13 protein-coding genes and 2 riboswitches are annotated in these 13,574 nt (G+C 39.8%); of the genes, 7 read left to right on the forward strand and 6 right to left on the reverse strand.

Translation table 11 applies throughout. From position 1 onward, the window contains the following. The first annotated feature begins 2 nt into the window (after window positions 1-2). Complete coding sequence (locus tag F8M47_RS08780) at window positions 3-809, forward strand: glycosyltransferase family 8 protein (RefSeq protein WP_150539728.1); 807 nt, start codon at window positions 3-5, stop codon at window positions 807-809. A 73-nt stretch (window positions 810-882) separates the two neighbouring features. On the opposite strand, the gene F8M47_RS08785 is transcribed toward F8M47_RS08780, so the two are convergent. The 6 genes from F8M47_RS08785 to F8M47_RS08810 all read right to left on the reverse strand — a co-directional run bounded on the left by F8M47_RS08785 (window position 883) and on the right by F8M47_RS08810 (window position 8,406). Continuing rightward, window positions 883-2,016 (reverse strand): methionine biosynthesis PLP-dependent protein, encoded by a 1,134-nt coding sequence (locus tag F8M47_RS08785; RefSeq protein WP_150539729.1) that lies wholly within the window; start codon window positions 2,014-2,016, stop codon window positions 883-885. A 39-nt stretch (window positions 2,017-2,055) separates the two neighbouring features. Continuing rightward, window positions 2,056-2,865 (reverse strand): 4-hydroxy-tetrahydrodipicolinate reductase, encoded by an 810-nt coding sequence (gene dapB / locus F8M47_RS08790; RefSeq protein WP_150539730.1) that lies wholly within the window; start codon window positions 2,863-2,865, stop codon window positions 2,056-2,058. A 97-nt stretch (window positions 2,866-2,962) separates the two neighbouring features. Next, the gene (rlmM, locus tag F8M47_RS08795) at window positions 2,963-4,054 is read right to left on the reverse strand and encodes a 23S rRNA (cytidine(2498)-2'-O)-methyltransferase RlmM (protein WP_150539731.1); all 1,092 of its coding nucleotides are present in this window, start codon (window positions 4,052-4,054) and stop codon (window positions 2,963-2,965) included. Between the two features lie 47 nt (window positions 4,055-4,101). Further along, window positions 4,102-4,500, reverse strand: a complete 399-nt coding sequence (locus F8M47_RS08800; RefSeq protein WP_150539732.1) for a DUF423 domain-containing protein — start codon at window positions 4,498-4,500, stop codon at window positions 4,102-4,104. 116 nt (window positions 4,501-4,616) lie between these two features. Then, window positions 4,617-7,091, reverse strand: a complete 2,475-nt coding sequence (gene torA / locus F8M47_RS08805; RefSeq protein WP_150539733.1) for a trimethylamine-N-oxide reductase TorA — start codon at window positions 7,089-7,091, stop codon at window positions 4,617-4,619. Between the two features lie 17 nt (window positions 7,092-7,108). Continuing rightward, a riboswitch (molybdenum cofactor riboswitch) is annotated at window positions 7,109-7,280 on the reverse strand. A gap of 7 nt (window positions 7,281-7,287) precedes the next feature. Beyond that, window positions 7,288-8,406, reverse strand: a complete 1,119-nt coding sequence (locus tag F8M47_RS08810) for a NapC/NirT family cytochrome c (protein WP_150539734.1) — start codon at window positions 8,404-8,406, stop codon at window positions 7,288-7,290. A gap of 185 nt (window positions 8,407-8,591) precedes the next feature. Further along, window positions 8,592-8,769, forward strand: a riboswitch (molybdenum cofactor riboswitch). On the opposite strand from F8M47_RS08810, the gene moaA reads away from it, so the two are divergent. From moaA to F8M47_RS08840, 6 genes are all read left to right on the forward strand, one after another. Beyond that, on the forward strand, window positions 8,758-9,780 hold the full coding sequence (gene moaA / locus F8M47_RS08815) for a GTP 3',8-cyclase MoaA (RefSeq protein WP_150539735.1): 1,023 nt from the start codon (window positions 8,758-8,760) through the stop codon (window positions 9,778-9,780). (Overlaps the previous riboswitch by 12 nt.) Window positions 9,781-10,008: 228 nt before the next feature. Beyond that, window positions 10,009-10,485: a cyclic pyranopterin monophosphate synthase MoaC gene (gene moaC, locus F8M47_RS08820; protein WP_150539736.1), complete on the forward strand. Its 477-nt coding sequence runs from the start codon at window positions 10,009-10,011 to the stop codon at window positions 10,483-10,485. Between the two features lie 18 nt (window positions 10,486-10,503). Continuing rightward, complete coding sequence (moaD, locus tag F8M47_RS08825; protein WP_150539737.1) at window positions 10,504-10,749, forward strand: molybdopterin synthase sulfur carrier subunit; 246 nt, start codon at window positions 10,504-10,506, stop codon at window positions 10,747-10,749. Beyond that, on the forward strand, window positions 10,750-11,205 hold the full coding sequence (gene moaE / locus F8M47_RS08830) for a molybdopterin synthase catalytic subunit MoaE (protein ID WP_150539738.1): 456 nt from the start codon (window positions 10,750-10,752) through the stop codon (window positions 11,203-11,205). Window positions 11,206-11,282: 77 nt separating this feature from the next. Further along, entirely contained in the window at window positions 11,283-11,774 is a 492-nt protein-coding gene (gene ybeY / locus F8M47_RS08835) for an rRNA maturation RNase YbeY (RefSeq protein WP_150539739.1), read from the forward strand. Beyond that, window positions 11,774-13,573, forward strand: a complete 1,800-nt coding sequence (locus F8M47_RS08840) for a tRNA(Met) cytidine acetyltransferase TmcA domain-containing protein (RefSeq protein ID WP_150539740.1) — start codon at window positions 11,774-11,776, stop codon at window positions 13,571-13,573. Before ybeY ends, F8M47_RS08840 begins: the two co-directional genes overlap by 1 nt. Window position 13,574 lies beyond the last annotated feature (1 nt).

The raw sequence follows: 13,574 nt of genomic DNA on the forward strand, positions 1-13,574 counted from the left end.
ACATGATTAATACTACCTATACCAATATCGCCCTTGCGGCTGATCAATCTTACTCAGAACATTTAGTAACGACCATTAAGTCTATCTGTTATCATAATAAAAATATTAAATTTTTTATCCTAAATCGAGATTTCCCTGCTGAGTGGTTTCATATATTAAATCATAAGTTGGCCAAACTAGGTTGTTCAGTTACGGATGTCAAAATTACAAATGAGACGATCAAAAACTTCAAAAGTTATCCACATATCTCATCGGATACAACCTACTTTCGTTATTTTATCTCCGATCTAATTCCTGAAGAGAAAGTTTTGTATTTAGATAGTGACTTAATTGTAACAGGCAATTTACAACAATTTTATCAAACTAATATAGAAAACTATTTTTTAGCCGCGGTAAAAGATGACATTGCTCATAAAACATACGGCAACTACAGTTTTAATGCTGGTGTTTTATTAATTAATAACCGTTTATGGAAAGAAAATAATATCACTGCCTTAGCATTATCGTTATCTGAACAATATGTAAATCAATTACCAGATGCTGATCAAACTGTACTTAATTTTATTTTTAAGGATAAATGGTTAAAAGTAAATAGAGGCTATAACTACTTAGTTGGCGTAGATTTCTTATATCCTCAACTTGGGTTAACTCACTTATTAGAAAGTTTCCCTGAGCAGATTACGCCCCTTGTGTTGCATTTTAACACTGAGGCAAAACCTTGGTTGCTTCACTCAAAAACCAGATTTCGTGACCGATATTGGTTTTATTATGCTTTAGAATGGCAAGATATTTACCAAGCACATTTATAAAATTAAATAACCGCAAATCCCTTTTAATTTTTATCCCAACAAAAATACGCCCTGATTTCTCAGGGCACATTTCTTATTTTAATTGCTCAAACGCTTGACGAAGATCAGCTTTGAGATCTTCAACGTGTTCAATCCCCACAGAAAAACGCAATAAATTATTGGTAATACCGCGCGCAATACGTTCCGCTTCTGGGATATCCATATGCGTTTGGGTTGAAGGGTAAGTAATAAAGCTTTCCGTACCACCTAAACTTTCCGCAAAAGTGATTAATTTAATTGCTTTTAAGAATTTTGGTACCCATTCTTCTTTTTGTAAACGGAATGAAAGCATACCACTTTTACCTGAATAAAGCACACTGTCAATTTCTGGTTGTTCACTTAAGAATTTTGCAAGTTCTGTTGCGTTCGCTTGGTGACGTTCCATACGTAATGCAAGCGTTTTTAAACCTCGCACCGCAAGATAAGAATCAAATGGCGAAAGTACTGCACCAGCACAGTTTTGAAAGTAGAATAAACGTTCAGAAAGATTTTGACCGTTCACCTTAGTTACTTCTGAATCTTTTGCAACAATTAAGCCTGCTAGCACATCATTATGACCAGACAAATATTTTGTGGCACTGTGAATCACAATATCCGCACCATGCTCAATTGGGCGGAATAAAATTGGGGTTAAGAAAGTATTATCCACGATCAGCATTAAATTATGCTTTTTAGCAATTTTTGAAATGGCATCTACATCACACTCTTCCATTAACGGGTTTGAAGGCGTTTCAACAAAAATTGCTTTGGTATTTGGCGTAATTGCAGCTTCAATTGCGGCTAAATCTGCTGTGTTTACATAGACAGGTTTAACAGTATTGTGGTGTTTATAGCTGAAATCAAATAAACGATAAGAACCACCGTAAACATCGCTCGAAATAATCCACTCATCTGGCGCTTTAAATAATGACATCACAAGCTGAATCGCCGCCATACCAGATGCCATTGCAAAACCTGCATCACCACCTTCTAAATCAGCAATGCCTTGTTCTAATACGGCACGTGTTGGATTTTTGGTACGCGTGTAATCCCAACCTGTTGATTCCCCTAAGCCATCTCGTCCATAAGCGGTCGATAAAATAATTGGCGTTGCAACCGCACCCGTACGAGGATCTGTGCGATTACCCAATTGTACTAATGTCGTTTCAATATTGTTGTATTTAGCCATATTGTTATTCCTATTTATTATTTTCAGTTGTCCAACACATTATAAATTATTTAAATCTAAAACATCTGTCATATCAAACAAGCCATTTTGTTTACTTTCAAGCCATTTTGCTGCACGTACTGCACCATTAGCAAAGGTCATACGGCTTGAAGCTTTATGAGCAATCTCTACACGCTCGCCCTCATCAGCAAACCATACCGAATGTTCGCCAACCACATCACCTGCACGAATAGTCGCAAAACCAATTTCATCACGTTTACGCTCGCCTGTAATGCCTTCACGAGCAAATACACCGTGCGTTTTTAAATCTCTACCTAATGTTTTAGCGATATGTTCGCCCATTGAAAGCGCTGTGCCAGATGGTGCATCGACTTTATGGCGATGATGTGCTTCAATCACTTCGATATCGCAATAATCGCCCATTACTTTTGCCGCTTTTTCAAGGAGTTTAAACACAAGGTTTACCCCTACGCTATAGTTAGATGCAAACACAATTGAGATTTTTTCTGCAGCATCTGTAATAGCCTGTTTGCCTGCATCATCAAAACCTGTGGTACCGATTACCATTTTTTTACCGTTTGCTACACAGAATTGAATATGCTCCAGCGTGCCTTCAGGGCGGGTAAAATCAATTAATACATCAAAATGGGTATTTTGGTTCAAATCATCACTGATTTTTACCCCTGTTGTACCAATACCCGCAACTTCGCCCGCATCCGCCCCAACTAAACTTGAGCCTTTACGCTCAAATGCCGCACCTAATTCCACACCTTCTGCATTTTGTACTGCCGTAATCAAGTTACGTCCCATACGACCGCCCGCACCGACGATTCCGATTTTTAATGTCATTGTGTTTTCCTCTATAACTGCTTATTCTTATTGAAAGAAGCGGTAAGATTTTGCCATAAATTTGCAAATTTTTGTGAAAATCTTACCGCTTTGATAACTATTGAGGCTTACGCCCCATTATTGCGATATGAACCGTAATCTCTTCTCTATCATGATAGAGATGTTTAGCTTGAATTTTAAACCAAAACCCCTGTTTTGCGAGTTCCTCCTCAAGGTAAGCTAAACAGTGTTGCACTTCTTGATAACGCTTTTTCATCGGTAATTTTAGGTTGAAAATCGTTTCGCGACACCAACCATTAACTAACCACTTCCCGATCAATTTACTAATACGCATCGGTTGCTCCACCATATCGCACACTAACCAATCAATCGTTTTACGCTTAGGTGGTTGGAATTTAAAACCGTCTTCAGAACAATGCTCAATTCGTCCTGTTTCATGCAAACTTGCCGCCATTTTGCCGTGATCGACCGTATACACAAAAACACCCCGTTTAACTAATTGATACGTCCAACCACCAGGACAAGCACCTAAATCTACTCCCGTCATTTGTTCGGTGAAACGTTTTTTCTCTTCCGCTTCAGGGATAAAAGTTAAAATCGCTTCTTCTAGTTTTAAGGTTGAACGGCTTGGCGCTTCTGCAGGAAATTTCAAACGTGGAATTCCCATAAAAAATGGCGATTTATTGCTGTTATAAGCATAGCCAACATAGCAACAGCCCGAGCGAACAAACAAAATATGTAAACTGATACTGTCCTTCGCATTGGCTGATTTACTTAACCAACCTTGCTTTTTCAAACTATTGCGTAACGGTACGGTAAATTTACGGCAAAAGGTAAGCAATTCTTTTGCTTCATTTGTATCGGGTGTTTCTACAAAAATATCGGAGCTATGACGTGGATTTAGCGCTTGATATTGCGCCAAAATCGGCGAAATACGATCTTCGGCGGGCAAGTCTTGCAACATATCGCCCACCACAATCATTTGACGAGCAAAAATCAGTTGTTCAAATTTTAATTCTTTAGCTAAACGATCGGCATCGCCTGCTTGATAACATTCAAAAATAACGTAGCCACTATTTTCTTTTAAATTCACAAAGCCAAATACACCTAACTGTGCAGCCTTATCCGTAATTTCGCCAGCGGCCTCTTTTTCAAAGCCAGCACGACAATATAATGCAAGTTTATTCATAATTTTTTAATGGGTTGAAAATTTGATTAGTATAGCGTTTTATTACATTATTTTTTAGTACGTAGGCTCACAAAAATGAGAGCAATCCAACCAATCATAAAACACACGCCGCCAACTGGCGTACTCCATACAAATAAGCGCTGTCCAAATAGCGCTAACGCATATAAGCTGCCGCTAAACAATAAAATACCTAACAACCAGCTTCCACCGATAATATTAAAGGCTTTTGCTCTGCAAGCGGGCGGATTTTGCACCGAATTCGCTAATTGGAATAACCCCAACGCCAACAAAGCCAAAGTGTGAAACATTTGATACTGAATGCCTGTATCAATCCAACTTAGCGCTTTTGTATCTAGCGCTTTTGCCAAACAGTGAGAGGCAAATGCGCCAAAAGCAATACAGAAAAAACCGTTGAGCGCAGCAGCTAATACAAATTTATTTTTCATAGTTTCTCCTTAAAAATAGATTGCTAACTATAACATCTTTTCGCTTGGAATATGAATCTAAATAAAAACGCACTAATCATCAAGACTAGTGCGTTTGTTATGTTTATACGCTTATGCTATGCCTGCGTATATTTAGGTTCTTTAAATACCGTGACTTCTGGTGCAACACCTGTGAATTTTTCCACTTGTACAATTGCTGTATTTGGTGAGTTACCTTGCGCTAATTTTGAAGTGCCCTCATCACGAGTGAGTACATTTGGATTACCGTTTTTGCACAAAGGTTGTTCTGAAGTACCAAGATCAAGTGGGTCATACCAAGCACCTTCATGTAAAGCAACAGTGCCTTTAATAATACCATCTGTGACCACGGCGCCCGCTAACACTTGTCCACGCTTATTGAAAATGCGCACGATGTCACCGTTTGCAATGCCTCTTGCTGCCGCATCTTCATGGTTAATTAACACAGGTTCACGATCATTTACCGCATATAATTTACGCAATGAAGTATACGCTAATTGGCTATGTAAACGATATTTTGAATGTGGTGTTACTAAAGCAAGTGGTGCTTCCGCGGTCGCGCTACCTGCAAACTCTTCATGCGCCATCCAAGTTGGATGTCCTTTACAGTCATCGTAATTCATTTTTGCGATAACTTCTGAGAAGATTTCAATTTTACCTGATGGTGTACCAAGTGGATTGAGCAATGGATCATTGCGGAATTCTTCGTAACGCACCCATTTTTTCGCTTTTTCAGTCGCTTTAAAGGTAATTGGTTTATTATCTGCCCAGAATTGGTCAAATTTAGGCATTAGCACACGGTTTTTACGTGCTGCATCAAAGGCTGTTTGATAGAAGCTTTTTAACCAATCCATTTCAGATTTACCTTCGGTAAATTCTTGTTCTTTGCCCGCACGTTTTGAAAGTTCTGCAAAAATATCGTAGTCATTTTTCGCTTCAAATTGTGGTGAAACCACTTGTTTCATTGGGAAAATATTCATCATTGAATAATCGCCCGACATAGTTAAGTCATTACGTTCATAACTTGTTGTCGCAGGTAAAACAATGTCCGCCATACGTGCAGTTGGTGTCCAATGACATTCCGTAACAAACACGCTATTTGGTTTTTGCCATGCTTTAACTAAGGTATTCGTATCTTGATGATGCGTAAATGGGTTACCGCCTGACCACCAAATCACTTTAATATCAGGGTAAGTTACTTTCGTGCCGTTATAGTCAATCGTTTTACCTGGATTTAATAACGCATCGGAAATACGAGCAAGCGGGAAAGAGAATTTTGAGGTTTCATCTAACCATGTTTTTGCCCCAGCCTCGGTAGCTGGATTTGCAGAAATCGATCCTAAAATACCACCCGTTGCCGTTGGCGCACCACCATTTGAATAGTGGTAGCTAAATCCGAAACCACCGCCTGGTAAACCGATTTGACCTAACATTGAAGCCAGTGTAACTAACATCCAGTGACCTTGTTCACCATGACGTTGACGTTGAATACCCCAACCCGCCATTAACATGGTACGTTTACTTTGTAGTTCAAGTGCAAGCTGTTTAATAGTTTCTGCTGGCACACCACAAATTTTGCTTGCCCATTCTGCATCTTTCGGTTGTTTGTCTTCCGTACCTAACAGGTATTTTTCAAATTGTTCATAGCCTTTGGTATATTTTTGTAAAAATGCTTTATCGTGTTTATCCTCAGTAACTAAAGTATGCGCCATACCTAACATTAACGCTACGTCAGTACCTGTATGAACTGGAATCCACTCTGCACCTAAATATTCACAACTTTCGCTTCTTACTGGGTCAATACAAATAATACGCTTACCGCTTTCTTTAAATTTTTTGAAATACTCTAAACCTTGCTGATCAGTTGAAGTCCATGCAAGACGGAGCGTGTTTAATGGGTTCGCCGACCAAAGTACGATAACATCAGTGCTTTCTAAAATGACTTCCCAGCTGGTTTGCTGTTCATAAACCTCAATCGTACCTAATACGTGTGGCATAATCACTTGAGCAGCACCTGTAGAATAGTCGCCTTTCACACCAACAAATCCGCCTGTAATATTTAGATAGCGTTGTAATAATGTACGCGCTGCGTGTAATGAACCTGAACTATACCAACCATAAGAACCACCAAAAATCGCACTTGGTCCATAAGTATCACGCACACGTTTCATTTCATTTGCCACTAATTCAAACGCTTTATCCCACGAAATTCGCACCCATTCATCACGACCACGTAAAGATGTATCTTTATTACCTTCTAAATAGCCTTTACGTACCATTGGATATTTCACACGGGTTTCACCATGTACTTGATCTGGTACTACAGTTTGTAATTCATTTTCAATTGATGATGGTATCGCTGGTCCAGATTTCACCACCTTACCATTTTCAACCACGACACCTAAAGCCCCCCAGTGTGCCGCTGTCATTACAGTTTGCATTTCCGCGGCGGCGGCTTCTGTTGAAATTAACGCATTAACACCGCCTCCAGCTAAAGATGTCCCTGCAAGTCCAAGCGAAGTGTTTTTAAGAAAGCCACGACGACTCGCATTAATTTTCTCTTGTGTTTTCATAGATATAATCCTCTGAAATTAAGTGAAATTTGACACCTTTCTAAACACGAGGGGATAGTGCATTTCTTTGCTATCCTGTGTAACAAGTGGTCGAATTTTGCAAAAAAGCTACTAATTTTGACCGCTTATCACAGGCTGGCATCCCTTATCAAACGACTTAGGCATACCAGCTCGGTATCATATAAGTTAAATAAAACTAGTGAGCACTACCCGTAACATCCTTAGCGTTACGTTGTAGATAGATAGTTACCGCACGTACATCATCTGCTGACATTGAGGTGCGATCTTTCATTGAATTCACTACACCGATCCATTGATTAGCTGTGTAATGTTCTGCGCCAATCGGTGCATGACAACCACTACAATGCGATTGGTTTAAGTTATTGCCGAAATGATTTAACGCATTAAGATCTGCGGTTAGTGCTGTTTTTGGTAAGGTTACTTGTACACTCACCTCTTTCCAATCTGAATTAGTCACACTATCGTTTACTGTTTGATGAACAGTTAATTTGTCTTTGCTTTCATCACCAATTAAACCAACCATAATGCGTTTTCCTAGCCCCATATATAGCACACTTTCTGCACCAACTTGCTGCCAGCCTTTGATTGTGCCTGAAACATTATCGCCTTCTTGTTTCCATTGATGTAATTCGGCAAATGGCAATAAACGAATCTCACCACCTTGTACAAGTTGCGCTGGCGACATAGCTAAGCTATATAGAACTTGATCACTCGCACTAAATTGCCCTGCATGTTTAGTTAGTTCGCCTAACGCCGCACTATTATCTACTTGCATCTCTGGCATAAAATGCGCCACGCCCTTATGGCAATCAATACAAGTTTGATTGGTTTCTTGTGCAATTTTATGCATTTTTTGTGCAGCTTCTTTTTGTTCACTGACGAGCATTGCATCAAAGCTATGGCAACTGCGACAAGTAGCCGAATCGGTTTCCTTCATATCCGCCCAAACACGTTGCGCCATTTCTAAACGATGTGCTTCATAAGCTTCTTGGTCTGACAATTTATTGGTTACAAAGGTGTGCCATACATCTTTTAACGCCACCACTTTCGCTTTTACATAATGCAAACCATCTTGTGGAACATGGCAATCTGAGCACTCTGCACGAATGCCTTTACGATTAGAAAAATGGACACTCCCCTCCCATTCCGCTTGCGGATGACTCATAGAATGACAACTCACACAAAACTCGGTAGTACTAGTTGCTTTCATTACTGATTGAACACCAAATAATGCACTTGCTCCCAGCACAACACAAACCACTCCACTCACTAATGATAATTTAAATTTAAACATACATCCTCACACAATTTATAAGAATAAATACTCCTTTAGGAGTAATATGAAGATTATCATACTTCTAAATGATTAATTTGCGCCAAATCAACTTTTGTAAACTTTGTATATAAACTAAGCTGTATATATGCAATACTTCTTTTGGACTATTGCGTAAAACCTCTCCGACCTCTACAATGCGCCATAGTTATCAATGACTCCGAGCTTGTAAACCTAACCTCTTACTTTGAGTTAATTGCAAAATTTGACCACTTGTTTGTAAGAATATGGAAGCAATGCCTGTAATTAGCTTAGCTAGTTCAAGGGAATTTCAAGAAATTGTTGTTCCTCTCGTGTTTAGAAAGGTGTCCAATGCAATCCATTCCAATTAAAAATGTTGGTACAGATAACGTATCTCAGCTGATTGATCGTTTTGAGCGACAATATGTTTATTTACGATTATCTATTACCGATGTCTGCAATTTTCGCTGTAATTATTGTCTACCTGACGGCTATAAACCGCCTTCACACAAGCAACAATTTTTAAGCGTATCTGAAATTCAGCGTGTTGTGTACGCATTCGCTGCACTTGGTACAGAAAAAGTCCGTATTACAGGTGGCGAACCAACTTTACGCAAAGATTTTTTAGAAATTGCGCACAATATTGCGCAAACTGATGGCATTAAAAAAGTCGCACTCACTACCAACGGTTACCGAATGGAACGTGATGTAGCGCTATGGCAACAAGCGGGTATTACTGATATTAATGTCAGCGTTGATAGTCTTGATCCACGCCAATTCCAACTGATTACAGGTGAAAACAAATTGCAATCGATCTTAAAAGGGATTGATAAAGCATTTGCAATCGGCTACCAAAAAATCAAAGTAAATGCAGTGTTAATGCAACAATATACCGCACCTGAGTTAGATAAATTTCTTGCTTGGATTAAAGATAAACCGATTCAAATGCGTTTTATTGAGTTAATGGAAACGGGGGAAATGGATAGCTTTTTTAAAGTGCAACATTTATCTGGGCAATCGGTAATGAATCGACTATTAGCTGAGGGTTGGCAACTTCAACCTAAAGCTTTATCAGACGGGCCTGCGAAAGTTCTTGCTCATCCTGATTATCAAGGTGAAATCGGCTTAATTATGCCGTATGAAAAAAACTTCTGCGCCAGCTGTAACCGCCTACGTGTTTCAGCATTAGGTAAATTACATCTCTGTTTATTCGGTGAAGAAGGCATTGATTTACGAGATTTACTCACTCAAGAATCACAACAAACGCAACTTGAAACACGTTTAAAAGCCGCCTTACAAGGCAAGCGAGAACATCATTATTTGCATATTGGGAATAGTGGTGTCCGTAATAACCTCGCTTCAATTGGTGGCTAAGTTTCCCTGTTACTTTTCTTTGCGTTGCAAAAGAAAAGCAACCCTACTTCACCGCTTTTCTTCACTTAGTTGAAATTTGCTTAACGGAACATTTTAGATTCGCCTACTGCTCAAGAAAAATGTTCCTACAAATTGCAACACGTTCAGGCGGTTCAGAAGGGAACACAAGCGGTCATTTTTACTTTATTTATTTCAAAAACATTTTATAGAATCAAACAGATACTAAATATGAACCAATTCACACATATCAACACCCACGGTGAAGCCAATATGGTAGATGTTTCAATGAAACAAGAAACCATCCGTGTCGCACGTGCTGAAGCATTCGTTTCAATGAATGCAGAAACACTACAAATGATTTTATCTGGCAATCATCATAAAGGTGATGTATTTGCAACCGCTCGTATTGCAGGGATCCAAGCGGCAAAACGAACTTGGGAGTTGATTCCACTTTGCCACCCACTGCTCCTTTCTAAAGTAGAAGTACAACTTGAGGCATTACCTGACACCAACCAAGTACGTATTGAATCACTGTGTAAATTAACAGGTAAAACAGGCGTGGAAATGGAGGCGCTTACCGCAGCCAGCGTTGCGGCACTCACCATTTACGATATGTGTAAAGCGGTACAAAAAGATATGGTGATTGAAAATGTTCGATTGCTGCATAAAAGTGGTGGAAAATCGGGCGAGTTTAACGCGGAATAATTCAAATTTAGGATAGATATGATTAACGTTTTATTTTTTGCACAGGTGCGTGAATTGGTTGGTGTAGATGCATTAACCGTATCCGCCGAATTTACAACTGCTGAACAATTACGCGAACATTTAAGCCAACAAGGCAAAAAATGGCAACTGGCGCTAGAAAGGGGCAAATTATTAGTCGCAATTAACCAAAGTATTTCAGCACTCGAAAGCCCAATTCAAGACGGTGATGAAGTGGCATTTTTCCCACCTGTAACAGGGGGCTAAATGGATTCCACTTTAATTGAAGTTCAGCCACAAGCATTTGACCAAAATAAGATCTACCAATGGCTTAGCGAACCACATAGTGTAGGCGCAACCACCCTCTTTGTAGGCAAGGTACGAGATATGAATTTAGGCGATAATGTGTCGGGTTTATACTTAGAACACTACCCTGCGATGACCAAAAAAGCTTTACAAGAAATTGTAGATGAAGCACGTAGCCGTTGGGATTTACAACGTGTTGCAGTGATTCACCGTATCGGACAACTGTATACAGGCGACGAAATCGTGTTGGTCGGTGTAAGCTCTGCTCATCGTGGCAATGCTTACCATGCCAACGAATTTATTATGGACTACCTCAAAACCCGCGCGCCATTTTGGAAACGAGAAACCACTCAAAAGGGTGAGCGTTGGATCGAAGGTCGTGAAAGTGACCAATTTGAAGCGGATAAATGGCAATAATTTATTACCTTCATTCACGGAATGTGTCGAAAAGTTTATAATTCGATAACACATTCCGTTTTTATATGTGAGAATTTATGACAACCCCAATTATTGATTTACAAATCGCGAGCGAAAATAGCGAAAACCTCCCTTCTTTAGAACAATTTACGCAATGGGTGCAACGTGCATTAGCACATGAAGCACAGACCGAAGACTTTCCTGAAACTGAATTAACTATTCGGATTGTCGATGAAGCAGAAAGCCATAACTTAAACTTAACCTACCGTGGCAAAGACAAGCCGACCAACGTGCTTTCGTTTCCATTTGAAGTACCAGAAGAGATTGAGTTGCCATTATTAGGCGATTTAATCATTTGCCGCCAAGTGGTTGAAAAAGAAGCGCAAGAACAGCAAATCTCAACCATTTCACATTGGGCGCATTTGGCCATTCATGGCACACTACACCTACTTGGCTATGATCATATTGAGGATGCTGAAGCAGAAGAAATGGAAGGTTTAGAAACTGAAATTATGAAAAGTTTAGGCTTCGAAGATCCGTATATTTCAGAAAAAGTGATTGAAGAATAATGCGCAAATTAGTCATTCTGTCAGAAATGCCTCCACTGGACGGAGGCATTGTTATTCATCACGAAAATATTTCCAAGGCAAAACAATTTTTAGGGCAAGAACACCCCTACGCTATTTATGATATGCGTACACCAAACGGCGTAAGCCTCAACTTAGACGCCTTAGCAATTATCGCTGGTACCATTCAGGCGCAAGGTTCACTCTATTTGATTTGCCCCGAATGGCACACATTAGAACAACAACCTGATACAGATTCTGTACGTTGGAATGCAGGTAAAATGATTGCCACACCGCATTTTTACCAATATTTTAAAGCGCTAGCGCACAAGTTTGGTTTTCTATACCAAAATTTGGTAGATACACATTTTTCGCCCATAACTGCTAGCCTTTCTCAGGCTGAAAATCTCACGGCAGAACAGCAAAATATCTTAGAAAAACTACCGCTTGATCCTGCCGCAATTCATCTGATTACCGCTCCTCGAGGGCGAGGAAAATCTACCTTAGCGGGCAAATTAGCACAGCAATTAGCGCAATCTGAAGCTGTGTTAATTAGTGCTAGAAGTCATTCGGTGTTACCGAGTTTTTGGAAATCGGTTATGCAAGATATTCCCTTTTTTGCACCCGATCATCTTTTGCAAAAAATTGCAACAGCACAAATTAGCCCGAATAGCTGGTTATTTATTGATGAAGCAGCAAGCCTACCATTGCCGATTTTGCATCAGCTCTGTGCATATTTCGATAAAGTGGTTTTAACCACCACAATACATAATTACGAAGGCACAGGGCGTGGTTTTAGCTTAAAATTCACCCAACAACTCAACAAACCATATAGAGAATGGCAACTAACAAAAGCGTTACGTTGGCACGAAGATGACCCGCTTGAACAATTTATCGATCAGTTATTAGTGATGTCTCCACCAACGGAAGCAAATACATACGCTGAGTTTTATCATTTGCTGGCAGAAGCGCATTACAAAACCACTCCAACCGATTTACGTCGTTTATTTGATGCACAAGATCAGATTTTCCACCGAGTTTCAGAAAATGGTAAATTATTAGCGGGAATTTGGGCAGTACCTGAAGGCGGTTTAGCTCAGGAATTAAGCGAAGCGATTTGGCGAGGCGAACGTCGTCCACAAGGCAATTTAGTAGCACAATACTTATGCTATCAAGCCAATTTAATTGAGGCTTGTCAGCTACGATCTGTGCGCATTTCTCGCATTGCGGTTCAGCCAACATGGCAACAGCAAGGCATGGGCAAGCGGTCGATTTCTGAATTTATTTTGCAAAAAATTCCACAAATCCAACCGCTTTTTGATTATGTTTCAGTCAGTTTTGGGCTTACTGAACACCTTTTGCATTTTTGGCAACAGTGTGGTTTTCAGTTGGTACAAATTACCCCAACTAAAGAAGCCAGTAGCGGTTATCACAGTGCAATGATGCTCTACCCAATTTCAGCAAAAGGTCAGCAATTTGTACAACAAGCAGTGATGCAATTTGAACGAGATTTGGCGTTACAGCCGTTTTATAGTAACTTGCAAAATCTTTTACAAATTCAACCGCTTGTACAACCCCAAATGGACGAAAAAGATTGGCAAAATCTGCACGGCTTCGCTTTTGCACAACGTTCCTTTGCTACCAGCTACGTTAGCCTGACTCGCCTTTACTGGCAAGACCCTCGTAATCACGGTGCGCTGGCAAACTTGTGGCAACGAGCTGAACAAGCACAAAACAAAAAAGAATGGCTGGAAAACCTACGTTTATTACTTGTGCAATATTTGCAACGAAAACGCAAGTGAG

The organism is Actinobacillus vicugnae (assembly GCF_901687125.1).
GTDB classification, from domain to species: domain Bacteria; phylum Pseudomonadota; class Gammaproteobacteria; order Enterobacterales; family Pasteurellaceae; genus Actinobacillus; species Actinobacillus vicugnae.